Raw genomic sequence first — 21,665 nt, forward strand, 5'->3', positions numbered from 1 at the left:
CCGTGCCCGATCTGAATCTGACCGAGTCGCGTCTCACGCGGACCTCGGCGGGCACCATGGTGACGGGCTCGCGCACCTCGGTCACGTCGACCTCGGTCCGTCGACAGCGTCGGATCGTGCGTGCGGTGGTCCAGGTCGCGGAGTGGTGGCGGATCACGACCGAGGCCGTCGCCGCCGCGGTGCGATGGGCTGGCCGGACCGTGCGTCCCGCCGGGGTGGTGGTCGTGGTCGCCGCGACGGTCGGCCTGCTGCTGGGCGTGCTGTTCGGGTGGGTCGAGTGGATGGTCGCGGGCAGCGCGGCCCTGATCCTGCTGGTCATGAGCGTGCCGTTCCTGTTCGGCGCTCGGGCCTACGAGGTCGACCTGGCGCTCGAGCACGAGCGCGTGACCGCCGGCAACGGTGTGACGGGACAGATCGTTGTGCGCAACGAGAGCGCGCGTCCCGCGCTGCCCGGCCGCCTCGACATCCCCGTCGGTCGGGGCCTCGTGGAGTTCGGGGTACCCTTCCTCCGCCCCGGGCAGAGCTCCACGGAACCGCTCGAGATCCCCCCGCTCCCGCGCGGAGTCGTCCGGGTCGGGCCTGTCACGACGGTGCGCAGCGACCCCGTGGGCCTGCTTCGTCGGGAGCACGCCTTCGACGACGTGCACGACCTGTTCGTGCACCCGCGCACGGTGGGGCTGCCTTCCACGAGCGCGGGTCTCGTGCGCGACCTCGAGGGCAACGCCACGCGCCGACTGGTCGATGCGGACATGTCGTTCCACGCCATCCGCGAGTACGTCCCCGGGGACTCCCGTCGGCAGGTGCACTGGAAGTCCACCGCGAAGACGGGCCGGCTCATGGTGCGGCAGTACGAAGAGTCGCGCCGCTCGAGGATGGCGGTCGTGCTCGCTGCGGCGACGCAGGAGTACACGGACGCCGACGAGTACGAGCTCGCCGTCTCGGCCGCGGCCTCCCTAGGCCTTCGGGCCGTGCGCGACGCGCGTGACATCGACATCGTCACCGGGTCCGAGATCCCGCGTGTCGTGAAGGGGCGCCTGCGCGCCATTCGCCACATCCCCGTCGTGGCCCCGCGCACGATGCTCGACGGGTTCAGCGCGATCGAGCGGCACGAGAACACCATGCCCGTCGAGGACGTCTGCCGATTGGCATCCGAGGCGAACGAACGCCTCTCGATCGCCTTCGTGGTCGTGGGCGCCGCAGTGCCGCTCAGCCGCCTGCGCCAGGCGGCCCTCGCGTTCCCGGCCGACACGGCCGTCGCCGCCGTGATCTGCGACGAGCGCGCGCACCCGCGGATGCAGAACATCGCGGGCCTGACGGTGCTGACCATCGGCACCCTCGACGACCTCTCGGGTCTGCTGGTGAGGGGGGCGACCTCGTGAGCGGGCGTCGAAGCACGCGCGCGGGGATGCGCCGGCGCGGGACGAACCTGCCGCGCAATGCGGCCGCTGCCGTCTACACCGTGCTGTCGGTCGCGCTGGCCACCGTCGCCGCCTGGCCCGTTTACGCGTCGGGCTCCTTCCTGCTGCTGGTGGCGGTGTCGGTCATCGTCGCCGGAGCGGTCGTGGGGGTCGTGTCGTGGCGCCGGTGGAGCGGGTGGATCCTCGCGGCCGGTCTGCTGGGGGCGTTCACGGTGCTCGCGGTTCCGCTGGCCGTCCCCTCGCGGCTCACCTCTCCCCTCGACGTCCTGCGCGGCCTGGGCGAGTCGTTCGCGGGCATCATCGTCGCCTGGAAGGACCTCGTCACGGTCGATCTGCCGGTGGGGGCCTACCGCAACCTGTTGATCCCCGCGCTCGTGATCTTCCTCGTGGGAACCGCCCTCACCTTCGCTCTCGCCACCCGCGGCGATCGCTGGGCGCCGTTCGCGGTCGTGGGCGGTCTGGGCATGACCGGGTTCGGCCTCTTCTTCGGGCGCACCTCGACCAGCGCGCCCCTGTCGATCGGCTCGTTCGACCTGCCCGCGCCGGTGGAGACCTTCGTGGGTCTCAGCGCCCTGCTGGTCTCGGTGCTGTGGTTGGCCTGGAGGGCGCAGGACGAGCGTGGGCGCGCCCTCCGCCGAGCGAGCGACGTATCGGCCGTTCCCGTGGGTCCTGGACGCTCGCGCGCGGATCGCCGACGGCTGGGCCTCGGTGCGGGAATGCTCGTGGTCGCGGTCGCCGTCACGGTCGCCGTGGTCCCCGCGGCCGCCCGCGACGCGGATCGCCAGGTCCTCCGATCGGCTGCCGGTCCGGAGCGACTGATCGCCGAGGCCGTGAGTCCCCTGTCGGAGTACCGCTCGATGTTCTCGGACGCGCGCTCGGACCAGGTGCTGTTCCGCGTCAGCGGGACGGGGGCGGAGCCCGAGCGCATCCGCATCGCGACCCTCGACGCCTACGACGGCGAGATCTTCCGGGCTTCCGGCAACGAGGGTGCCGGGTTCGTGCGCCTTCCGTCGACGCGCGATGCGGGGGAGGGCAGGCCCGTCGAGGCGGAGGTCGAGATCGTCGACCTCGGAGGCATTTGGATGCCGACCGCCGGCCGTCTCGCGTCCGCCACGTTCGAGGGAGACCGCCGCGGCCTTCTCGCCGACCGGTTCTACTACAGCTCCGACGCCGAGGCGGGCGTGCAGACCGCTGACGGCGGGCTCGTCGAGGGGGATCGCTACCGCCTCGACGCCGTCGAGCCCGTCACCGTCGATCTCGCCACGATGACGGCGCCGGGCGCGGGAGACGGCGTCTCCGGGGGAGACAACCTCCGTCGCTGGGTCGAGGAGCACGCCAGCGGCAACGACGGCGCGGCCCTGCAGAGCCTGGTCCAGATGCTCCGTCAGCGGGGCTACCTCAGCCACAGCCTCGCCCCGGAGGGTGGGCCGACGCCGAAGTGGGCGGCCGGTCTGCAGGGGTACCAGCTCCAGCCCAGCGCGTCCGGACACTCCCTGGCCCGTATCGACCGCATGTTCGAGCGTCTGCTCGAGCGGGAGGACGACCCGCGAGCCGCCGCTTCGGGCAACTTCGTCGCGGCCGTCGGCGATGACGAACAGTTCGCCGTCGCCACGGCGCTCATCGCCCACGAGCTCGGCTTCCCGGCTCGGGTGGTCGTGGGCACGCGGTTGGTATCTTCGGACGCGAAACTCTCCACCTGCGAGGCGGGGGAGTGCCGAGCGCGCGATCTCACCGCGTGGACCGAGGTGCAGGGATCCGACGGCCGATGGGCTCCCATCGATGTCACCCCGCAGTGGGAGCAGTCGCCGAGCCTCGAGGTCACTCAGCAGCAGGATCCCGAGAACGTCACGGAGGTGCGGCCCGACACCGTTCAGGAGGTCGTGCCTCCCGAGCCGGTCCAGGAGGACAACGCCCAGAACGACGACCCGCGCACCGACGACGGGGTCGACCTCGCCTGGCTATGGGCGAGCCTGCGCATCGCGGGGATCTCGCTGCTCGTCCTGCTCGTGCTCTTCGGCCCGTTCCTCGCGGTCGTCATCGCCAAGGCGGTGCGCCGTCGTGGGCGCCGCCGCGACGCGGATCCGCGGACGGCCATCGCCGGAGGCTGGGACGAGTACGTCGACGCGGGCGTCGATGCGGGTCGCACCGTTCCGCGCGCGCCGACGCGTCGCGAGGTGGCGGAGGCCTTCGCCACCCCCTCCGGAACGCTTCTCGCCGAGGGTGCCGACCGGGCCGTGTTCTCGTCGGAGCAGGTGGATTCCGACGAGGTGGAGGCGTTCTGGCGCATCGTCGACGAGGAACGCCGTACTCTCACCCGTGAGCGGGGCTTCTGGCGGCGCCTGCGTGCGGCCGTATCGTTGAGATCGTTCCTGCGGTTCCTCGCTCCACGCCCTTCGCGGCGGGGGTCGCCGCACCGCGACGAGAGGGGGAAGCGCTCCACCGCCCTGGTGGAACGCGACACGACATGAACGATTCGACCATGGTGGTGCTCGGGGCGACGTCTTTCGCCCTCGTCGTCGTCTTGTACGTCTGGCTCGCTCTCGCCCTCGCGGCGCTTTTCCGCAAGGTCGGAGAACCCGCCTGGAAGGCGTGGGTGCCCGTCCTGAACGGGGCCACCGTGCTCAAGCTCGGCGGGTTCTCGCCGTGGCTGATCCTGTTGAACCTCGTGCCCATCTTCGGAGGGATCGCCTTCATCGCGGTCTTCATCGTGGCGGTGCATCGCATCAACACGGGGTTCGGGGTCGGAGCGGGCCTCACCGTCGTGGGGGCGTTGTTCCCCGTCATCTGGGCGAGCATCCTGGGCTTCGGGTCCGCGCGGTGGCACGGGGAGCGCCGTACGAGCCGCCCCGACGAGAACTCCGCTCCCGTCCGGCGCGGCAAGGACTTCGACGGCCCGTACGTCCCCCTCATCGGCGGATGGACCCCGGAACAGGGGCCCTCGGCTCCCGCCCCGGATGCCGCGGCTCCCTCCGCGCCGCTCGCGCCGGTGTCCGCCCCGGTCACCCTCCCCTTCGCCGCTCCCTCGCCGTCGCTCGCCGACGCGGTTCCCTCGGTGAACGACTGGGCCCCGCCGGCTCACGTCCCCGCCCCCGCGGCGGAGCGCCCTCGTGCAGAGGACGAGCGGGTCGGGCAGGCCCGCGACGCCGCGCCCGCGACGTCCGTCTTCGACGTGCTCGATGCCCTGCGCGACGGGTCACCTGTCGAGGACGACCGTCCCGCAGCCGCCCCCGCCGCCCCGCCGGTTCCGTCCGCAGCGCCCGAGGCTCCCCGCTCCCACGTCGCCGACGCTCCGGCGGCCGTCCCCACCTGGGCGCCGCCCGTGGTCGCACCGACGCCCTCGCCCGCTCCGGCCGACGAGGTCGAGGAGGAGTCCGACCCCGTCGCTCCGTGGGCCAACCCGCCGCGTCGTTCCTCGCAGGGTGCCGCATCCGCGCCCATCGCGGACGTGCCCCTCACTCGCCCCGCACCCGACGCGGTCCCCGCTCCTCGCCCCTCGGTGGCCGCGGCCCTCGACGAGTTCCCCGAGTTGTCCGAGGCGGTCTCCGCGGTGGCTGAGGCTCCGGATGCCGGCTCCCCCCGCTCCGCGCGCACGTCGGTGTCGGCGCTCTACACGCAGCCCGAGGTTCCGGCGGTGTCGGCAGAGGACGACTTCGACGCCCTCGATCGGACCGTCGTCACGCGTCGCAAGCGAATCCCGTGGGCTCTCGTGCCGCCGAGTGGCACGCCCGTCGATCTCACCTCCGCGGTGGTGATCCTGGGTCGCCGTCCCGGCCCCGACTCCGCCTATCCGGATGCGCAGCTCGTGCCGATCTCGGACGAGACGCGGACGGTCTCCAAGACCCACGCGCGTCTCGAGCTCCGCGGCGACACCTGGTACGTCACCGATCTGCACTCCACCAACGGCGTCCTCTTCGCCACGCTCATGGGTACCGAGGTCGAGGCCCCTCCGGGCGAGGAGATCGAAGCCGGTGAGCGCTTCTTCCTCGGTGACGCGGAGGTGCGCCTCTCGCGGAGCGACGCGTGAGCGGCCCGTACGACCGCCCGGACGACCCCGACGAGGTCACGCTCTGGGCAGGGCGACTCCGATCGTGGCCGACCCCGGCGCCGGCGGAGGACGACGAGCTCGCCGACGAGACGGTCCTCTCCCGTCGGGACACCCCGGACGACGACACGGTTCGGTCTGCGGCCGACGTCCCCGAGGACGAGACTTTCGTCTCGCGGCGGACGCCGGGGGAGGAGTCCTCGGCTTCGCGGGTGGACCTTGCGGACGAGGCGACGGTGGTTTCGCGTCGTGAGGCGACGATGGAGGAGTCCTCGGCTTCGCGGGTGGACCTTGCGGACGAGGCGACGGTCGTGTCGCGTCGTGAGGTGCCGGTGGAGGAGCCCTCGGCTTCGCGGGTGGATCTTCCGGACGACGAGACGATCGTGTCGCGCGCGGAGGTGCCGGCGGGTGAGATGTCGCGGTCGCGGGTGGATCTTCCCGACGACGCGACGGTCGTCTCGCACCGTGAGGTCGTCGACGACGCGACCATCGCTTCGCCCCCGACGCGATCCGCACTTCCCGGCCGGGCCGGTCCCGCCGACGACGAGGTGGGCACCACCGCTCCGCGGCGCGCCGCCACGCCTCCCCCGCTCGACGCCGCCGTTCCCGACGAGGCGACGCGGAGTCGATCGACGCCGGAGGCGGAGGGCCTCGTCCCCGATGAGCTCACCCGTCGCCGGAGCTCCGGCCCGGATCCGCTCGACGAGGCCACGCGCGCTCGTCCCGCCGCGGACGTCGACGACGAGACCGCCTCGGGCTCGCGCCGTCGTCGCCGCGAAGCGGCAGGGGGACGGACGGAACCGGTGGTCGAGGGCGCCGTTCGCGATGCCCGTGTCCCCGACGCCCTCGCCATGGAGTCGTACGAACCGCGACGCGACGCGCCCGCGCGAGTCGAGCGTGTCGCCGCCGTCCGAGCGCCGTCGGCCCCGGACATCGGGACGGTCCGTCCGCGCGCGAACCGGGGCGCCGGCCGCGTCATCGTCCTCGTCGCGGTCATCGCGGTGGTGCTCGTCGCCTCGATCGTCGGGGCCGTCCTGCTGCTGACAGGCTGAGGGGCTCGGCATCCGGGATACTCCCAGTGACCGGACCCGTACTCGTTTGCCCACGTCCCGGGGAACGCGTATCATTGACCGGGTGTGCGTTCACGCGCGCCGTGCGTCATGCCTTCGGGTGAGTCGTTCGGATCAACGCTCGCACCATCTCAGGGATCGGCCTGCGAACAGGTCGCCCCCACGGCATATCCACCACGAATCGCGCAAGATCATTCTGGCGCGCGGTGGATCACACGTGAGCCCGACACGTCACGAATCGCAAGATGAGCGACATGACGGGGGAGACACGACGCTGTCACCGTGCAGCACCCTGGGCGCCACCGCGAGGGAACGTCCAGCCAATCAAGGAGAGAACGTGCCAACCATTCAGCAGTTGGTTCGCAAGGGCCGCTCGCCGAAGGTCTCGAAGACCAAGGCTCCCGCGCTGAAGTCGAACCCCCAGCAGGCCGGCGTGTGCACCCGCGTGTACACCACGACCCCCAAGAAGCCGAACTCGGCCATGCGCAAGGTCGCCCGCGTGAAGCTGCGCAACGGCACCGAGGTCACCGCCTACATCCCCGGCGAGGGCCACAACCTGCAGGAGCACTCGCTCGTGCTGGTTCGCGGCGGTCGCGTCAAGGACCTCCCCGGTGTCCGTTACAAGATCGTCCGCGGTGCACTCGACACCCAGGCTGTCAAGAACCGTAAGCAGGCTCGCAGCCGCTACGGCGCGAAGAAGGGCTGAGAAACATGCCTCGTAAGGGTCCTGCCCCGAAGCGTCCCGTCGTCAACGACCCGGTGTACGGCGCTCCCGTCGTCACCCAGCTGGTCAACAAGATCCTCGTCGACGGCAAGAAGTCCATCGCCGAGTCGATCGTCTACGACGCCCTCAAGGGTGTCGAGGCGAAGAACAGCCAGGACGCCGTCGCCACGCTCAAGAAGGCGCTCGACAACGTCCGTCCCACCCTCGAGGTCAAGAGCCGCCGCGTCGGCGGCTCGACCTACCAGGTTCCCGTCGAGGTCAAGCCGCACCGTGCGAACACCCTCGCGCTGCGCTGGCTCGTGAGCTACGCGAAGGGTCGTCGTGAGAAGACGATGACCGAGCGTCTGCAGAACGAGATCCTCGACGCCTCGAACGGCCTCGGTGCCGCGGTCAAGCGCCGCGAAGACACCCACAAGATGGCCGAGTCGAACCGCGCCTTCGCGCACTACCGCTGGTAAAACCCGCGGAGGGTCCGTGACCGCACCCCGGTCGCGGACCCTCCGATGGGCCCGGCATCAACCTCCCAACAGGTAAGGAAGACACCCGTGGCACAAGACGTGCTCACCGACCTTCACAAGGTCCGCAACATCGGCATCATGGCCCACATCGATGCCGGCAAGACCACGACGACCGAGCGCATCCTGTTCTACACGGGCGTCAACCACAAGATCGGTGAGACGCACGATGGTGCGGCGACCACCGACTGGATGGAGCAGGAGCAGGAGCGTGGCATCACGATCACCTCCGCTGCTGTGACCTGCTTCTGGGACAAGAACCAGATCAACATCATCGACACCCCCGGTCACGTCGACTTCACGGTCGAGGTCGAGCGCTCGCTGCGCGTGCTCGATGGCGCCGTCGCCGTCTTCGACGGCAAGGAGGGCGTCGAGCCCCAGTCCGAGACCGTGTGGCGTCAGGCCGACAAGTACGACGTCCCCCGCATCTGCTTCGTCAACAAGATGGACAAGCTGGGCGCCGACTTCTACTTCACGGTCGACACCATCGTCAACCGCCTGAAGGCCAAGCCGCTGGTCATCCAGCTGCCGATCGGTGCCGAGAACGACTTCGTCGGCGTCATCGACCTCGTCGAGATGCGCGCACTGGTGTGGCCCGGCGACGCCAAGGGTGACGTGACCATGGGCGCCAAGTACGAGATCCAGGAGATCCCGGCCGACCTCGCCGACAAGGCCGCCGAGTACCGCCAGCAGCTCCTCGAGACCGTCGCCGAGTCCGACGACGCCCTCCTCGAGAAGTTCTTCGGTGGCGAGGAGCTCACGGTCGCCGAGATCAAGGGCGCCATCCGCAAGATGACGATCAACTCGGAGCTCTACCCCGTGCTCTGCGGTTCGGCGTTCAAGAACCGCGGCGTGCAGCCCATGCTCGACGCGGTCGTCGACTACCTCCCCTCGCCCCTGGACGTGCCGGCCATCGAGGCCCACGACCCCAAGGACGAAGAGATCGTCATCGAGCGCCACGCCGACCGCGAGGAGCCCTTCGCGGCTCTCGCGTTCAAGATCGTGACGCACCCGTTCTTCGGTCGCCTCACCTACATCCGCGTGTACTCGGGTCACCTCGACTCCGGCGCCCAGGTCGTCAACGCGACCAAGGGCAAAAAGGAGCGCATCGGGAAGATCTTCCAGATGCACGCCAACAAGGAGATGCCGGTCGACTCGGTCACCGCCGGTCACATCTACGCGGTCATCGGCCTCAAGGACACCACCACCGGTGACACCCTGTGCGACCCGGCCAACCAGGTCGTCCTCGAGTCGATGACGTTCCCGGAGCCGGTCATCGAGGTCGCCATCGAGCCCAAGACCAAGGCCGACCAGGAGAAGCTGGGTGTCGCCATCCAGAAGCTCGCGGAGGAAGACCCGACGTTCCGCGTCGAGCAGAACTCCGAGACCGGTCAGACCGTCATCAAGGGCATGGGTGAGCTGCACCTCGACATCCTGGTCGACCGCATGAAGCGCGAGTTCAAGGTCGAGGCCAACGTCGGAAAGCCGCAGGTCGCGTACCGCGAGACCATCCGCAAGTCGGTCGAGCGTCACGACTACACGCACAAGAAGCAGACCGGCGGATCGGGTCAGTTCGCGAAGATCCAGTTCGCGATCGAGCCCCTCGAGGTCACGGCCGACAAGACCTACGAGTTCGAGAACAAGGTCACCGGTGGTCGTATCCCGCGCGAGTACATCTCGCCGACCGACCAGGGCTTCCAGGACGCCATGAACGTCGGCGTGCTCGCCGGCTACCCCATGGTGGGTGTCAAGGCGATCCTCCTCGACGGCGCCTCGCACGACGTCGACTCCTCGGAGATGGCGTTCAAGATCGCCGGCTCCATGGGCTTCAAGGAGGCCGTCCGCAAGGCGAACCCCACGATCCTCGAGCCGATCATGGCCGTCGAGGTCCGTACTCCCGAGGAGTACATGGGCGACGTCATCGGCGACCTGAACTCGCGTCGTGGCCAGATCCAGTCGATGGAAGACGCCGCCGGCGTCAAGGTCGTCCGGGCCAACGTGCCGCTGTCCGAGATGTTCGGCTACATCGGTGACCTGCGCTCGAAGACCTCGGGTCGCGCCGTCTACTCGATGGAGTTCGACAGCTACGCCGATGTCCCGAAGGCCGTCGCCGACGAGATCATCCAGAAGAACAAGGGCGAGTAAAACCGCTCTCACGGATGCCGGGAACCCCGGGTTCTGCTCAGGTTCCCGGCATCCGCTCAAACTGAATACCGACTCTCTAGTAATCTGAGAACCATCCCCGCGAAGAACCGGTCGCAATCCAGTGCCCGAGACCTCGCAACCAACGTCCTGAGGAGGACCCAGTGGCTAAGGCCAAGTTCGAGCGGACCAAGCCGCACGTGAACATCGGAACGATCGGTCACGTCGACCACGGCAAGACCACGCTCACCGCTGCCATCTCGAAGGTGCTCGCCGACAAGTTCCCGTCGGCCACCAACGTTCAGCGCGACTTCGCGTCGATCGACTCGGCGCCGGAAGAGCGTCAGCGCGGTATCACGATCAACATCTCGCACGTCGAGTACGAGACCCCGAAGCGTCACTACGCTCACGTCGACGCGCCCGGTCACGCCGACTACATCAAGAACATGATCACCGGTGCCGCTCAGATGGACGGCGCGATCCTCGTGGTCGCCGCCACCGACGGCCCGATGGCTCAGACCCGTGAGCACGTTCTGCTCGCCAAGCAGGTCGGCGTTCCCTACCTGCTGGTCGCACTGAACAAGAGCGACATGGTCGACGACGAGGAGATCCTGGAGCTCGTCGAGCTCGAGGTTCGCGAGCTGCTGTCGTCGCAGGACTTCGACGGCGACAACGCCCCCGTCGTCCGCGTCTCGGGTCTCAAGGCTCTCGAGGGCGACGAGCAGTGGGTCAACGCGATCGTCGAGCTCATGGAAGCCGTCGACGAGTCGATCCCCGACCCGGTGCGTGACAAGGACAAGCCGTTCCTCATGCCCATCGAGGACGTCTTCACCATCACCGGTCGTGGAACGGTCGTCACGGGTCGCGCCGAGCGCGGTACCCTCGCGATCAACTCCGAGGTCGAGATCGTCGGCATCCGCCCGACGCAGAAGACCACGGTCACGGGTATCGAGATGTTCCACAAGCAGCTCGACGAGGCCTGGGCCGGCGAGAACTGTGGTCTGCTCCTCCGCGGCACCAAGCGTGACGACGTCGAGCGCGGCCAGGTCGTCGTGAAGCCCGGTTCGGTCACCCCGCACACCAACTTCGAGGGCACGGCGTACATCCTGTCCAAGGAAGAGGGCGGCCGCCACAACCCGTTCTTCACGAACTACCGCCCGCAGTTCTACTTCCGCACCACCGACGTGACCGGCGTCATCACGCTGCCCGAGGGCACCGAGATGGTCATGCCCGGTGACACCACGGAGATGTCGGTCGAGCTCATCCAGCCGATCGCCATGGAAGAGGGCCTCGGCTACGCGATCCGTGAGGGTGGCCGCACCGTCGGTGCCGGTACCGTCACCAAGATCCTCAAGTAAGTCCTTCCAGACTTCACTCGGCACAGGCCGGGCCTTCGGGCCCGGCCTTTGTCGTTCCCGCGGGGGATTCTCCCTCGAGTGCGATCTCCGAAGCCGGGGGTTCCGTTCCACGCCCGTCCGTGACCACAATGAGGCGAGAGTCGGCGGAATCGCCGGCCGTGTCTGCGAAGGAGATGCGCATGGGAGTGGACGACATCATCGCCAAGGGCAAAAAGCTCCTGGACGAGAACCGCGACAAGATCGAAGAGGCTCTGAAGAGCGAGAAGGCCGAAGAGGTCAGCGACAAGGTGCTCGACGGAGCGGCCGACGCCATCAAGAAGGTCGTTCCCGCGGAACACCACGCGAAGGTCGACGAGACCCGAGCGAACGTCGACAAGCACATCGGCAACGCCTGACGAACGCAGCCCGGAGCGGCGCCGTCCCCGAGCATCGGGGCGGCGCCGCTGTCGTTCGGACTGCGGTTTGCTGTGCATCGGCCGGGCGCGACACGCCCGGGTTTGCGACTCGCCCGAGCGGTACGTAGACTAGTCCAGTTCCACATTCCGGTGCGCGCTCGGCGTGCGCCAGGATCACTGTCTCGGCAGTGCACAGGCGGCGCGTCAGCGCAGGGTCCTGGGCCGCGGGCAGCAGAACACCACACCGAACCCCCTTCATCTCCTCGTGAGATTCGCGCGCGTGCGTGCGAGGGGCGGGCCGGATGCCATGGCATCCGGTTTCACAGCTGAACAGCGGTGCAGCATCTCTCGCGAAAGCGAGGGGAAGTGCCAGGGCGCGAAAGCGCCACCGTGCGTCCAATGCCCCAGGTCGGGTAAGACGCGAGAAAGAGAGAGAGCAGACAATGGCGGGACAGAAGATCCGCATTCGCCTGAAGTCGTACGACCACGCCGGGCTTGACTCGTCGGCGCGCAAGATCGTCGACACCGTGACCCGTGCCGGTGCCACCGTGGTGGGCCCGGTTCCCCTTCCGACCGAGAAGAACGTCGTGTGCGTCATCCGGTCGCCCCACAAGTACAAGGACAGCCGCGAGCACTTCGAGATGCGCACCCACAAGCGCCTCATCGACATCATCGACCCGACGCCCAAGGCCGTCGACTCGCTGATGCGCCTCGACCTTCCTGCCGATGTCAACATCGAGATCAAGCTCTGAGGTTCGACATGGCTGACATCAACTCCAAGATCTCCAAGGGCCTCCTCGGCACCAAGCTCGGCATGACCCAGGTGTGGGACGAGAACGGCAAGCTCGTTCCCGTCACCGTCATCGAGGTCGCACCGAACGTCGTGACCCAGCTGCGCTCGCTCGAGAAGGACGGCTACAACGCCGTTCAGATCGGCTACGGCCAGATCGACCCCCGCAAGGTGAACAAGCCGCTCACGGCTCACTTCGACGCCGCGGGCGTCACCCCTCGCCGCCACCTCACCGAGGTGCGCACGGCTGACGCCGCAGACTACGCGCTGGGCCAGGAGCTCACCGTCGACGGTCTGTTCGAGGCCGGCCAGCTGGTCGATGTCGTCGGCACCAGCAAGGGCAAGGGCACCGCCGGTGTCATGAAGCGTCACAACTTCAAGGGCGTCTCCGCATCCCACGGTGCGCACCGAAACCACCGCAAGCCCGGCTCGATCGGCGCCTCGTCGACCCCGAGCCGCGTCTTCAAGGGCATGCGCATGGCCGGCCGTATGGGTGGCGAGCGCGTGACCGTCCTCAACCTCACGGTGCACGCCGTCGACGCCGAGAAGGGACTCATGCTCGTCAAGGGCGCCGTCCCCGGTGCTCGTGGCCGCATCGTCTACGTCCGCAACGCAGTGAAGGGTGCCTGATCATGGCTGACTCGACTCTCGCGCTCGACGTCGTGAAGGCCGACGGCAAGAAGGCCGGCTCTGTCGAGCTGCCCGCCGCGCTCTTCGACGTCAAGACGAACATCCCGCTGATCCACCAGGTCGTCGTGGCGCAGCGCGCTGCGGCTCGCCAGGGCACGCACTCGACCAAGCGTCGTGGCGAGGTCTCCGGTGCCGGTCGCAAGCCCTTCAAGCAGAAGGGCACGGGTAACGCCCGCCAGGGCTCGATCCGCGCGCCGCACATGACCGGTGGTGGCATCGTCCACGGCCCCAAGCCCCGCGACTACAGCCAGCGCACCCCCAAGAAGATGATCGCGGCCGCCCTCCTGGGTGCGCTCAGCGACCGTGCTCGTGGGCAGCGTCTGCACATCGTCGACAGCTTCGCCATCGAGGGTGCCCCCTCGACCAAGGCCGCTGCCGCCGCGCTGAAGGCCTTCGGTGCCGTCAAGAACGTCCTCGTGGTCATCGACCGCGACGACGAGCTGACGATCAAGAGCGTCCGCAACCTCGCGTACGTCCACGTGCTGACCGTCGGCCAGCTGAACACCTACGACGTGATCGTCTCCGACGACATCGTCTTCACCAAGGCCGCCTACGACGCGTTCGTCGCGTCGAAGTCCGCAGCCACCGAGGAGGTCTCGGCATGACCACCGTCAACAAGGACCCGCGCGACATCATCCTGAAGCCGGTCGTCTCGGAAAAGAGCTACTCGCTCATCGACGAGGGCAAGTACACCTTCTTGGTGGACCCCCGTTCGTCGAAGACCGAGATCAAGCTCGCCATCGAGAAGATCTTCGGCGTCAAGGTGGCCTCGGTCAACACGATCAACCGCGTCGGCAAGGCCCGTCGCACCCGCTTCGGCATCGGCAAGCGCAAGGACACCAAGCGCGCCATCGTGTCGCTCAAGTCGGGCACCATCGACATCTTCACGTCTGTCGGCTGACGGTCGGGATAGAGGACAAGAACAATGGCTATTCGCAAGTACAAGCCCACGACCCCCGGTCGCCGCGGCTCGTCGGTGGCCGACTTCGCCGAGATCACCCGATCGACGCCTGAGAAGTCGCTGCTGCGCCCGCTGTCGAAGACCGGTGGCCGCAACAACCAGGGCCGCATCACGACCCGCCACATCGGTGGTGGACACAAGCGTCAGTACCGTCTGATCGACTTCCGTCGTAACGACAAGGACGGCATCGACGCCAAGGTCGCTCACATCGAGTACGACCCCAACCGCACCGCGCGCATCGCGCTGCTGCACTACGCCGACGGTGAGAAGCGCTACATCCTCGCTCCGGCGAAGCTGTCGCAGGGCGACGTCGTCGAGTCGGGTGCCGGTGCTGACATCAAGCCCGGCAACAACCTGCCGCTGCGCAACATCCCCACCGGTACCGTGATCCACGCGATCGAGCTCCGTCCCGGTGGCGGCGCGAAGATGGCCCGTTCGGCCGGCGCCTCCGTGCGTCTGGTCGCGAAGGACGGCCCCTACGCGCAGCTGCGTCTGCCCTCCGGCGAGATCCGCAACGTCGACGTCCGCTGCCGCGCGACGATCGGCGAGGTCGGCAACGCCGAGCAGTCGAACATCAACTGGGGCAAGGCCGGCCGCATGCGCTGGAAGGGCGTCCGCCCGACCGTGCGTGGTGTCGCCATGAACCCGGTCGACCACCCGCACGGTGGTGGTGAGGGTAAGACCTCCGGTGGTCGTCACCCTGTGTCGCCGTGGGGTAAGGCCGAGGGCCGCACCCGCCACGCGAACAAGGAGAGCGACAAGCTCATCGTCCGCCGTCGCACCGCCGGCAAGAAGCGCAAGTAGGAGTAGAGGAAGATGCCTCGCAGCCTTAAGAAGGGCCCCTTCGTCGACGAGCACCTGCTTCGCAAGGTCGTCTCGCAGAACGAAGCCGGTTCGAAGAACGTCATCAAGACCTGGTCGCGCCGTTCGATGATCATCCCCGCCATGCTGGGACACACCATCGCCGTGCACGACGGTCGCAAGCACATCCCCGTGTTCGTGACCGAGACCATGGTCGGCCACAAGCTGGGCGAGTTCTCGCCCACCCGCACCTTCCGCGGCCACGTGAAGGACGACAAGAAGGGCCGTCGCCGCTAAGGCGACCGAGGAGGAGAGAGAAATGGTGGAGTCCATCGCACGTGTGCGACACATCCGCGTGACCCCTCAGAAGGCTCGTCGCGTCGTCGCCCTCATCAAGGGCAAGCAGGCCGAAGAGGCCCTCGCGATCCTGAAGTTCGCGCCGCAGGGCGCGAGCGAGCCGATCTACAAGCTCGTCGCCTCGGCCATCGCGAACGCTCGCGTCACGGCCGACAAGACGAACGAGTACCTGGATGACGCCGACCTGTACGTGAAGAACGCGTACGTCGACGAGGGCACGACGCTCAAGCGTTTCCAGCCCCGCGCTCAGGGTCGCGCCTTCCAGATCAAGAAGCGCACGAGCCACATCACGGTCGTGCTCGCGACGCCCGAGACCGCTGAGGCGGCCCCGGCTCGCGCCAACAAGAAGGCGAGCAAGTAATGGGACAGAAAGTCAACCCGTACGGCTTCCGCCTCGGCATCACGACCGACCACGTGTCGCGGTGGTTCTCGGACTCGACGAAGGCCGGTCAGCGTTACGCCGACTACCTCGCCGAGGACATCAAGATCCGTCGCCTGCTGACCACCTCGCTCGACCGCGCCGGTGTCAGCAACATCGAGATCGAGCGCACGCGTGACCGTGTCCGCGTCGACATCCACACCGCCCGTCCGGGCATCGTGATCGGTCGCCGCGGCGCCGAGGCCGAGCGCATCCGTGCCGACCTCGAGAAGCTCACCGGAAAGCAGATCCAGCTGAACATCCTCGAGGTCAAGAACCCCGAGGCCGACGCTCAGCTGGTCGCTCAGGGTGTTGCGGAGCAGCTCACCGCTCGCGTGGCGTTCCGTCGCGCGATGCGCAAGGGTCTCCAGGGCGCTCAGCGTGCCGGTGCCAAGGGTGTCCGCATCCAGGTGTCGGGCCGCCTCGGCGGCGCCGAGATGAGCCGCTCGGAGTTCTACCGCGAAGGCCGTGTGCCCCTGCACACCCTGCGCGCGAACATCGACTACGGCTTCTACGAGGCCAAGACCACCTTCGGCCGCATCGGCGTGAAGGTCTGGATCTACAAGGGCGACCTCACCAACAAGGAGCTCGCCCGCGAGCAGGCCAACGCGCCCAAGTCCCGCGGTCGTGACGACCGCGGCGGCGACCGTCGTCGTGGCCCTCGTAACGAGGCCCCCGTGGCAGAAGGAGCGTCGGCGTAATGCTCATCCCCCGCAAGGTCAAGTACCGCAAGCAGCACCACCCCGGCCGTTCGGGCCAGGCCACCGGTGGCACCCAGGTGTCGTTCGGTGAGTTCGGGATCCAGGCGCTGACCCCCGCTTACGTGACCAACCGTCAGATCGAGTCCGCTCGTATCGCCATGACGCGTCACATCAAGCGCGGTGGAAAGGTGTGGATCAACATCTACCCCGACCGCCCCCTCACGAAGAAGCCCGCCGAAACCCGCATGGGTTCGGGTAAGGGTTCCCCCGAGTGGTGGGTTGCGAACGTCAAGCCGGGCCGCGTCCTCTTCGAGGTCGCGGGCGTCGACGAGCAGCTCGCTCGCGAAGCTCTGACCCGAGCAATTCACAAGCTGCCCCTGAAGGCACGCATCATCAAGCGCGAGGAGGGCGACGCGTAATGGCGATCGGCACCAAGCAGCTCGCCCCGAGCGAGCTCGACACGTTCGAAGACCAGCGCCTCGTCGAGGAGCTGCGTAAGGCCAAGGAAGAGCTGTTCAACCTGCGCTTCCAGTCGGCCACCGGCCAGCTCGAGAGCCACGGTCGCATCCGTGCAGTCAAGCGCGACATCGCGCGTCTGTACACCGTGATCCGTGAGCGCGAGCTCGGCATCCGCGCCACCCCGGCCCCGGTCGAGGCAACGAAGGCGAAGAAGAGCAAGGCGAAGAAGGCGGACTCCGCTGACGACGCCGCGAAGGAAGAGGCGGAGTAATGGCTACCGCGAAGAAGGCCGAGGCGCAGGTCGCCGGTCACGAGCACTCCGAGAACGACGTTCGCGACGAGAACGCCCGCGGTTACCGCAAGGCGCGTCGTGGCTACGTCGTCAGCGACAAGATGGACAAGACCATCGTCGTCGAGGTCGAGGACCGTGTGAAGCACCCGCTCTACGGCAAGGTCATCCGCCGCACCTCGAAGGTCAAGGCGCACGACGAGTCCAACTCGGCGGGCATCGGCGACCTCGTCGTCATCAACGAGACCCGTCCGCTGAGCGCCACCAAGCGCTGGCGCCTGGTCGAGATCCTCGAGAAGGCCAAGTAAGCCTCGCGGCTTACTTGGAATCCAAGGAGTAAAAAGTGATTCAGAACGAATCCCGGCTGAAGGTCGCCGACAACACCGGCGCCAAGGAGCTGCTCACCATTCGCGTGCTCGGCGGCTCCAACCGTCGCTACGCCGGCCTCGGTGACGTCATCGTCGCCACGGTCAAGGACGCGATCCCCGGTGGAAACGTCAAGAAGGGCGACGTGGTCAAGGCCGTCGTCGTCCGTGTCGTCAAGCAGACCCGCCGTCCCGACGGCTCGTACATCAAGTTCGACGAGAACGCCGCCGTGATCCTGAAGAACGACGGGGAGCCCCGCGGCACCCGTATCTTCGGACCGGTCGGCCGTGAGCTTCGCGACAAGAAGTTCATGAAGATCGTCTCGCTCGCCCCGGAGGTCATCTGATCATGGCGAAAATCAAAAAGGGCGACCTGGTTCAGGTCATCTCGGGCGCGAAGCCCGAGCGCGGCGGCGACCGCGGTAAGCAGGGCAAGGTCCTCGAGGTCCTCGTCGAGCAGAACCGCGTCATCGTCGAGGGCGTGAACTACGTCACCAAGCACAACCGCGTGGGTCAGTCCCAGCGCGGCACCAAGACCGGCGGCATCGAGACCTTCGAAGCTCCGATCCACATCTCCAACGTCGCGATCGTCGATCCCTCGACCAAGAAGCCGACCCGTGTCGGTCGCCGGGTCGAGGAGCAGGTGAAGGACGGCGTCAAGCGCACCGTCCGCGTGCGCTTCGCGAAGAAGTCAGGCAAGGACCTCTGAACATGAGCACCTCGACTGCCGCGGCGGCTGGCAAGATCCAGCCCCGCCTGAAGCAGAAGTACAACGCCGAGATCAAGAAGGCGCTGCAGGACGAGTTCGGCTACGAGAACGTCATGCAGATCCCCGGTCTGGTCAAGGTCGTCGTGAACACCGGTGTCGGTGAGGCGGCTCGTGACAGCAAGGTGATCGATGGTGCGGTCGACGACCTCACCAAGATCACCGGTCAGAAGCCCATCGTCACCAAGGCCCGCAAGTCCATCGCGCAGTTCAAGCTGCGCGAGGGCCAGGCCATCGGTGCGCACGTCACCCTCCGTGGCGACCGTGCGTGGGAGTTCGTGGACCGCCTCGTCAACCTCGCCCTGCCCCGCATCCGCGACTTCCGCGGACTGTCGGCCAAGCAGTTCGACGGCAACGGCAACTACACCTTCGGTCTCCAGGAGCAGTCCGTGTTCCACGAGATCGATCAGGACCGCATCGACCGCGTGCGTGGTTTCGACATCACCATCGTCACCACCGCCAAGACCGACGACGAGGGTCGCTCGCTGCTCCGCCAGCTCGGCTTCCCCTTCCAGTCGGCCGACGCGCAGGCCTGACACCTCGGGCCCCCGGGTTTCCGGGGGCCCCTCATAGAAGGTCGACTGTCGCGTAACGGCAGTCGAAACCTCATGATCGAAAGAAGCAACACATGACGATGACAGACCCGGTCGCAGACATGCTGACCCGTCTGCGCAACGCGAACTCGGCGCACCACGACTCCGTGTCGATGCCGAGCTCCAAGCTCAAGACGAACATCGCCGCCATCCTCAAGCAGGAGGGTTACATCGCCGACTGGAGCGTCGAAGACGCTCGCGTCGGCCAGACCCTCAACATGACGCTGAAGTACGGCCCGAACCGCGAGCGGTCGATCGCCGGCATCAAGCGCGTGTCGAAGCCCGGCCTCCGCGTGTACGCGAAGTCGACCGAGGTCCCCACGGTCCTCGGTGGCCTCGGCGTCGCCATCCTGTCCACCTCCTCCGGTCTCCTCACCGACCGTCAGGCCGAGCAGAAGGGCGTGGGCGGAGAAGTTCTCGCCTACGTGTGGTGATCTGACATGTCGCGTATTGGACGTCTTCCCATCGACATCCCCGCCGGTGTCACCGTTTCGGTGAACGGCCGGGAGGTCTCCGTCAAGGGCCCCAAGGGCGAGCTCGCGCTCACCGTTGCCCAGCCCCTCGAGGTCGCGGTCGAAGAGAACCAGGTTCTCGTCACGCGTCCGGACGACGAGCGCGAGTCGCGGTCGCTCCACGGCCTGACCCGCACTCTCATCAACAACAACATCATCGGTGTCACCGAGGGCTACACCAAGGGCCTCGAGGTCGTCGGTACGGGTTACCGCGTGGCGCAGAAGGGGAGCTCGATCGAGTTCGCCCTCGGCTTCTCGCACCCCGTCCTGATCGACCCGCCCGCCGGCATCACCCTCACGGTCGAAGGCAACAACAAGGTCACCGTGAGCGGCATCGATAAGCAGGCCGTCGGCGAGGCCGCCGCCAACATCCGCAAGATCCGCAAGCCCGAGCCCTACAAGGGCAAGGGTGTGCGGTACGCGGGCGAGGTCGTGCGCCGCAAGGCCGGAAAGAGTGGTAAGTAGCCATGGCTGTCAAGACAAAGTCCGTCGCTCGCTCGCGTCGCCACCTTCGTCTTCGCAAGAAGATCGTCGGTACCGAGCTGCGCCCCCGCCTCGTGGTGACGCGTTCCGCTCGCCACGTCTTCGTCCAGGTCGTGGACGACAGCAAGGGCCACACCGTGGCCTCCGCCTCCACCCTCGAGACCGACCTGCGCGGCTTCGACGGTGACAAGACCGCCAAGGCCCGCAAGGTCGGCGAGCTCGTCGCCGAGCGTGCGAAGGCCGCCGGCGTGTCCGACGTCGTGTTCGACCGCGGCGGTAACCGTTACGCCGGTCGTGTCGCCGCGATCGCCGACGGAGCTCGCGAAGGAGGGCTGAACCTGTGAGTGACAACAAGGAGACCGAAGTGACCGAGCAGACTGCACCGGCTGAGGGTGCGGCTGCGGCTCAGGCCCCCGCCGAGCGTGAGCGCGAGCCGCGTCGCGGTGGTCGCGAGCGCAACACCAACCAGCGCGACCGTGGTTCGCGCGACCGCAACGAGAGCCAGTTCCTCGAGCGCGTCGTGACGATCAACCGCGTGTCGAAGGTGGTCAAGGGTGGCCGTCGCTTCAGCTTCACGGCGCTCGTCGTCGTGGGCGATGGCAACGGCGTCGTGGGTGTCGGTTACGGCAAGGCCCGCGAAGTCCCCCTCGCCATCTCGAAGGGTGTCGAAGAGGCCAAGCGCAACTTCTTCCGCGTCCCCCGCTCGGGCTCGACCATTCCCCACCCCGTCCAGGGTGAGGCCGCTGCCGGTGTGGTGCTCCTGCGCCCCGCCGCTGCCGGTACCGGTGTTATCGCCGGTGGTCCCGTCCGCGCCGTCCTCGAGTGCGCCGGCATCCACGATGTCCTCTCGAAGTCGCTCGGCTCGTCGAACACGATCAACATCGTGCACGCGACCGTCGAGGCGCTGAAGTCGCTCGAGGAGCCCCGCGCCGTGGCCGCCCGCCGTGGCCTGGAGTTCGACCAGGTCGCCCCGGCCCGCCTCGTGCGCGCCGAGGCCGCCGCTCAGAAGGTAGGTGCCTGATGGCCGAGCGTCTGAAGGTCACGCAGATCAAGTCCAAGGTGAGCGAGAAGCAGAACCAGCGTGACACGCTGCGTTCGCTCGGTCTCAAGCGGATCGGCGACTCGGTCGTCCGTCCCGACGACGCGCAGACGCGCGGTTACGTCAAGACCGTCGCCCACCTCGTCAAGGTTGAGGAGATCGACTAATGGCTGCCAAGAAGGACGAGACCGCCACGGTCGACGCCCCGAAGAAGGCATCGGCTCGTAAGACGGCCGAGAAGAAGGAAGCCCCCGCGGCGCGCCCCGGCGTGCTCAAGGTCCACCACCTGCGTCCCGTCCCGGGCGCCCGCACCGCCAAGACCCGTGTGGGTCGCGGTGAGGGCTCGAAGGGTAAGACGTCGGGTCGCGGTACCAAGGGAACCAAGGCCCGTTACCAGGTCAAGGTCGGCTTCGAGGGTGGGCAGATGCCGCTGCACATGCGCACCCCGAAGCTCCGCGGCTTCAAGAACCCGTTCCGCGTCGAGTACCAGGTCGTGAACCTGGACAAGCTCGGCGAGCTCTACCCGCAGGGTGGCGACGTGACCGTCGCCGACCTGGTGGCGAAGGGCGCCGTCCGCAAGAACGAGAAGGTCAAGGTGCTCGGCACCGGCGACATCTCGGTCGCGCTGACCGTTTCGGTCGACAAGGTCTCCGGCTCCGCTGAGCAGAAGATCGTCGCCGCTGGCGGCTCCGTCAACTGACGCCCGACCCTGGAGGGGCCGGCGGCCTTACGGCCGTCGGCCCCTTCTGGGTTAGTCTGATTTGGTGTGCGCCCCGT

Annotated in this window: 29 protein-coding genes; all 29 read left to right on the forward strand. The window is 67.8% G+C overall.

The window, feature by feature from the left end; all coding sequences use genetic code 11:
• Nucleotides 1-2 precede the first annotated feature (2 nt).
• The 29 genes from BLS25_RS13310 (at nt 3) to rplO (ending at nt 21,588) form a co-directional block, all read left to right on the forward strand.
• Nucleotides 3-1,379, forward strand: a complete 1,377-nt coding sequence (locus BLS25_RS13310) for a DUF58 domain-containing protein (RefSeq protein ID WP_327037359.1) — start codon at nt 3-5, stop codon at nt 1,377-1,379.
• Nucleotides 1,376-3,886: a transglutaminase TgpA family protein gene (locus BLS25_RS13315; RefSeq protein ID WP_256335594.1), complete on the forward strand. Its 2,511-nt coding sequence runs from the start codon at nt 1,376-1,378 to the stop codon at nt 3,884-3,886. The genes BLS25_RS13310 and BLS25_RS13315 overlap by 4 nt, the downstream gene beginning before the upstream one ends.
• Complete coding sequence (locus BLS25_RS13320) at nt 3,883-5,442, forward strand: DUF5684 domain-containing protein (RefSeq protein ID WP_056226229.1); 1,560 nt, start codon at nt 3,883-3,885, stop codon at nt 5,440-5,442. The genes BLS25_RS13315 and BLS25_RS13320 overlap by 4 nt, the downstream gene beginning before the upstream one ends.
• On the forward strand, nt 5,439-6,512 hold the full coding sequence (locus BLS25_RS13325) for a hypothetical protein (RefSeq protein WP_074696427.1): 1,074 nt from the start codon (nt 5,439-5,441) through the stop codon (nt 6,510-6,512). Before BLS25_RS13320 ends, BLS25_RS13325 begins: the two co-directional genes overlap by 4 nt.
• Before the next feature lie 355 nt (nt 6,513-6,867).
• The gene (gene rpsL, locus BLS25_RS13330) at nt 6,868-7,236 is read left to right on the forward strand and encodes a 30S ribosomal protein S12 (protein WP_013584051.1); all 369 of its coding nucleotides are present in this window, start codon (nt 6,868-6,870) and stop codon (nt 7,234-7,236) included.
• A 5-nt stretch (nt 7,237-7,241) separates the two neighbouring features.
• Entirely contained in the window at nt 7,242-7,712 is a 471-nt protein-coding gene (gene rpsG / locus BLS25_RS13335; RefSeq protein WP_013584050.1) for a 30S ribosomal protein S7, read from the forward strand.
• 87 nt (nt 7,713-7,799) lie between these two features.
• Nucleotides 7,800-9,914: an elongation factor G gene (gene fusA, locus BLS25_RS13340; RefSeq protein ID WP_056226235.1), complete on the forward strand. Its 2,115-nt coding sequence runs from the start codon at nt 7,800-7,802 to the stop codon at nt 9,912-9,914.
• Nucleotides 9,915-10,075: 161 nt separating this feature from the next.
• The gene (gene tuf, locus BLS25_RS13345) at nt 10,076-11,269 is read left to right on the forward strand and encodes an elongation factor Tu (protein WP_056226238.1); all 1,194 of its coding nucleotides are present in this window, start codon (nt 10,076-10,078) and stop codon (nt 11,267-11,269) included.
• Between the two features lie 179 nt (nt 11,270-11,448).
• A complete protein-coding gene (locus BLS25_RS13350; protein ID WP_056226241.1) occupies nt 11,449-11,664 on the forward strand; it encodes a hypothetical protein in 216 nt (71 codons plus the stop codon).
• A 443-nt stretch (nt 11,665-12,107) separates the two neighbouring features.
• The gene (gene rpsJ, locus BLS25_RS13355) at nt 12,108-12,416 is read left to right on the forward strand and encodes a 30S ribosomal protein S10 (RefSeq protein ID WP_013584016.1); all 309 of its coding nucleotides are present in this window, start codon (nt 12,108-12,110) and stop codon (nt 12,414-12,416) included.
• Between the two features lie 8 nt (nt 12,417-12,424).
• Complete coding sequence (gene rplC, locus BLS25_RS13360) at nt 12,425-13,084, forward strand: 50S ribosomal protein L3 (RefSeq protein ID WP_056226244.1); 660 nt, start codon at nt 12,425-12,427, stop codon at nt 13,082-13,084.
• A gap of 2 nt (nt 13,085-13,086) precedes the next feature.
• Nucleotides 13,087-13,749 carry a 50S ribosomal protein L4 gene (rplD, locus tag BLS25_RS13365; protein ID WP_056226247.1) on the forward strand — a complete coding sequence of 221 codons (663 nt, stop codon included), beginning with the start codon at nt 13,087-13,089 and terminating at the stop codon, nt 13,747-13,749.
• Entirely contained in the window at nt 13,746-14,045 is a 300-nt protein-coding gene (rplW, locus tag BLS25_RS13370; RefSeq protein ID WP_056226248.1) for a 50S ribosomal protein L23, read from the forward strand. The genes rplD and rplW overlap by 4 nt, the downstream gene beginning before the upstream one ends.
• Nucleotides 14,046-14,069: 24 nt before the next feature.
• Nucleotides 14,070-14,909 (forward strand): 50S ribosomal protein L2, encoded by an 840-nt coding sequence (gene rplB / locus BLS25_RS13375; RefSeq protein WP_013584012.1) that lies wholly within the window; start codon nt 14,070-14,072, stop codon nt 14,907-14,909.
• A gap of 12 nt (nt 14,910-14,921) precedes the next feature.
• Nucleotides 14,922-15,203 carry a 30S ribosomal protein S19 gene (gene rpsS, locus BLS25_RS13380; protein WP_013584011.1) on the forward strand — a complete coding sequence of 94 codons (282 nt, stop codon included), beginning with the start codon at nt 14,922-14,924 and terminating at the stop codon, nt 15,201-15,203.
• Nucleotides 15,204-15,225: 22 nt separating this feature from the next.
• Entirely contained in the window at nt 15,226-15,624 is a 399-nt protein-coding gene (gene rplV, locus BLS25_RS13385; protein WP_013584010.1) for a 50S ribosomal protein L22, read from the forward strand.
• Entirely contained in the window at nt 15,624-16,382 is a 759-nt protein-coding gene (gene rpsC, locus BLS25_RS13390; RefSeq protein WP_013584009.1) for a 30S ribosomal protein S3, read from the forward strand. Before rplV ends, rpsC begins: the two co-directional genes overlap by 1 nt.
• The gene (gene rplP, locus BLS25_RS13395; protein WP_056226254.1) at nt 16,382-16,801 is read left to right on the forward strand and encodes a 50S ribosomal protein L16; all 420 of its coding nucleotides are present in this window, start codon (nt 16,382-16,384) and stop codon (nt 16,799-16,801) included. Before rpsC ends, rplP begins: the two co-directional genes overlap by 1 nt.
• Nucleotides 16,801-17,112 carry a 50S ribosomal protein L29 gene (gene rpmC, locus BLS25_RS13400; protein WP_056226256.1) on the forward strand — a complete coding sequence of 104 codons (312 nt, stop codon included), beginning with the start codon at nt 16,801-16,803 and terminating at the stop codon, nt 17,110-17,112. The genes rplP and rpmC overlap by 1 nt, the downstream gene beginning before the upstream one ends.
• On the forward strand, nt 17,112-17,438 hold the full coding sequence (gene rpsQ / locus BLS25_RS13405; protein ID WP_056226259.1) for a 30S ribosomal protein S17: 327 nt from the start codon (nt 17,112-17,114) through the stop codon (nt 17,436-17,438). Before rpmC ends, rpsQ begins: the two co-directional genes overlap by 1 nt.
• A gap of 35 nt (nt 17,439-17,473) precedes the next feature.
• Complete coding sequence (rplN, locus tag BLS25_RS13410) at nt 17,474-17,842, forward strand: 50S ribosomal protein L14 (protein WP_013584005.1); 369 nt, start codon at nt 17,474-17,476, stop codon at nt 17,840-17,842.
• Nucleotides 17,843-17,844: 2 nt separating this feature from the next.
• Complete coding sequence (rplX, locus tag BLS25_RS13415) at nt 17,845-18,204, forward strand: 50S ribosomal protein L24 (protein WP_056226262.1); 360 nt, start codon at nt 17,845-17,847, stop codon at nt 18,202-18,204.
• A gap of 2 nt (nt 18,205-18,206) precedes the next feature.
• Nucleotides 18,207-18,797, forward strand: coding sequence for a 50S ribosomal protein L5 (gene rplE / locus BLS25_RS13420; RefSeq protein WP_056226265.1), 591 nt, complete (start codon nt 18,207-18,209; stop codon nt 18,795-18,797).
• 92 nt (nt 18,798-18,889) lie between these two features.
• Nucleotides 18,890-19,288 (forward strand): 30S ribosomal protein S8, encoded by a 399-nt coding sequence (gene rpsH / locus BLS25_RS13425; RefSeq protein ID WP_013584002.1) that lies wholly within the window; start codon nt 18,890-18,892, stop codon nt 19,286-19,288.
• A gap of 6 nt (nt 19,289-19,294) precedes the next feature.
• Nucleotides 19,295-19,831, forward strand: a complete 537-nt coding sequence (gene rplF / locus BLS25_RS13430; protein WP_056226268.1) for a 50S ribosomal protein L6 — start codon at nt 19,295-19,297, stop codon at nt 19,829-19,831.
• A 2-nt stretch (nt 19,832-19,833) separates the two neighbouring features.
• Nucleotides 19,834-20,193 carry a 50S ribosomal protein L18 gene (rplR, locus tag BLS25_RS13435; protein WP_056226271.1) on the forward strand — a complete coding sequence of 120 codons (360 nt, stop codon included), beginning with the start codon at nt 19,834-19,836 and terminating at the stop codon, nt 20,191-20,193.
• Nucleotides 20,190-20,870, forward strand: coding sequence for a 30S ribosomal protein S5 (gene rpsE / locus BLS25_RS13440; RefSeq protein ID WP_056226274.1), 681 nt, complete (start codon nt 20,190-20,192; stop codon nt 20,868-20,870). The genes rplR and rpsE overlap by 4 nt, the downstream gene beginning before the upstream one ends.
• Nucleotides 20,870-21,055 (forward strand): 50S ribosomal protein L30, encoded by a 186-nt coding sequence (gene rpmD / locus BLS25_RS13445; RefSeq protein ID WP_013583998.1) that lies wholly within the window; start codon nt 20,870-20,872, stop codon nt 21,053-21,055. The genes rpsE and rpmD overlap by 1 nt, the downstream gene beginning before the upstream one ends.
• Entirely contained in the window at nt 21,055-21,588 is a 534-nt protein-coding gene (gene rplO, locus BLS25_RS13450; protein WP_074696429.1) for a 50S ribosomal protein L15, read from the forward strand. The genes rpmD and rplO overlap by 1 nt, the downstream gene beginning before the upstream one ends.
• The last annotated feature ends 77 nt before the right edge of the window (nt 21,589-21,665 follow it).

Origin of the sequence: Microbacterium testaceum StLB037 (assembly GCF_900104345.1) — a bacterium.
Lineage (GTDB): Bacteria > Actinomycetota > Actinomycetes > Actinomycetales > Microbacteriaceae > Microbacterium > Microbacterium testaceum_A.

Bases quoted from the DNA above. Each gene is read 5' to 3' on its own strand.
- BLS25_RS13320 (WP_056226229.1), top strand. From the start codon at position 3,883: ATGAACGATTCGACCATGGTGGTGCTCGGGGCGACGTCTTTCGCCCTC.
- rpsG (WP_013584050.1), top strand. From the start codon at position 7,242: ATGCCTCGTAAGGGTCCTGCCCCGAAGCGTCCCGTCGTCAACGACCCG.
- BLS25_RS13350 (WP_056226241.1), top strand. From the start codon at position 11,449: ATGGGAGTGGACGACATCATCGCCAAGGGCAAAAAGCTCCTGGACGAG.
- rpsJ (WP_013584016.1), top strand. From the start codon at position 12,108: ATGGCGGGACAGAAGATCCGCATTCGCCTGAAGTCGTACGACCACGCC.
- rplC (WP_056226244.1), top strand. From the start codon at position 12,425: ATGGCTGACATCAACTCCAAGATCTCCAAGGGCCTCCTCGGCACCAAG.
- rplD (WP_056226247.1), top strand. From the start codon at position 13,087: ATGGCTGACTCGACTCTCGCGCTCGACGTCGTGAAGGCCGACGGCAAG.
- rplW (WP_056226248.1), top strand. From the start codon at position 13,746: ATGACCACCGTCAACAAGGACCCGCGCGACATCATCCTGAAGCCGGTC.
- rplB (WP_013584012.1), top strand. From the start codon at position 14,070: ATGGCTATTCGCAAGTACAAGCCCACGACCCCCGGTCGCCGCGGCTCG.
- rpsS (WP_013584011.1), top strand. From the start codon at position 14,922: ATGCCTCGCAGCCTTAAGAAGGGCCCCTTCGTCGACGAGCACCTGCTT.
- rplV (WP_013584010.1), top strand. From the start codon at position 15,226: ATGGTGGAGTCCATCGCACGTGTGCGACACATCCGCGTGACCCCTCAG.
- rpsC (WP_013584009.1), top strand. From the start codon at position 15,624: ATGGGACAGAAAGTCAACCCGTACGGCTTCCGCCTCGGCATCACGACC.
- rplP (WP_056226254.1), top strand. From the start codon at position 16,382: ATGCTCATCCCCCGCAAGGTCAAGTACCGCAAGCAGCACCACCCCGGC.
- rpmC (WP_056226256.1), top strand. From the start codon at position 16,801: ATGGCGATCGGCACCAAGCAGCTCGCCCCGAGCGAGCTCGACACGTTC.
- rpsQ (WP_056226259.1), top strand. From the start codon at position 17,112: ATGGCTACCGCGAAGAAGGCCGAGGCGCAGGTCGCCGGTCACGAGCAC.
- rplX (WP_056226262.1), top strand. From the start codon at position 17,845: ATGGCGAAAATCAAAAAGGGCGACCTGGTTCAGGTCATCTCGGGCGCG.
- rplE (WP_056226265.1), top strand. From the start codon at position 18,207: ATGAGCACCTCGACTGCCGCGGCGGCTGGCAAGATCCAGCCCCGCCTG.
- rpsH (WP_013584002.1), top strand. From the start codon at position 18,890: ATGACGATGACAGACCCGGTCGCAGACATGCTGACCCGTCTGCGCAAC.
- rplF (WP_056226268.1), top strand. From the start codon at position 19,295: ATGTCGCGTATTGGACGTCTTCCCATCGACATCCCCGCCGGTGTCACC.
- rplR (WP_056226271.1), top strand. From the start codon at position 19,834: ATGGCTGTCAAGACAAAGTCCGTCGCTCGCTCGCGTCGCCACCTTCGT.
- rpmD (WP_013583998.1), top strand. From the start codon at position 20,870: ATGGCCGAGCGTCTGAAGGTCACGCAGATCAAGTCCAAGGTGAGCGAG.
- rplO (WP_074696429.1), top strand. From the start codon at position 21,055: ATGGCTGCCAAGAAGGACGAGACCGCCACGGTCGACGCCCCGAAGAAG.